At 47.2% G+C, this 252-nt stretch carries 1 protein-coding gene; it reads left to right on the top strand.

Annotated elements, in window-relative coordinates; translation table 11 throughout:
* Nucleotides 1–252: hypothetical protein (locus AAEZ06_RS27865; RefSeq protein WP_350617398.1), on the top strand; the 252-nt coding region annotated here is incomplete at both ends.

Below are 252 nucleotides of genomic sequence, written 5' to 3'. Positions count from 1 at the left end.
ATGCTGAGGATCCCAAAAACGTCCCTCAATACCGTAAATTAATGAAAGCGATTCGCTGGCTTGGTATGAAGCGGGTCAGTCAAAAGGTGATGCCGATTATGTTTGGCAGCACCTTTTTACAAGCCAAAGAGCGTAAGGCCGATCGCAAAGCATGGTTATCTATGCTGCAGAGTAATCGTAAAGGCGGCACGGTTAAGGCAACAACAGGCGTAATCGATCGCAAAGGAGTCTATGAGCAGTTAGGCAGTATCC

This window comes from Pseudomonas sp. HY7a-MNA-CIBAN-0227, from assembly GCF_040310325.1.
In the GTDB taxonomy this organism is placed as follows: Bacteria; Pseudomonadota; Gammaproteobacteria; order Pseudomonadales; family Pseudomonadaceae; genus Aquipseudomonas.
This window is presented reverse-complemented; position numbering and strand designations above follow the sequence as displayed.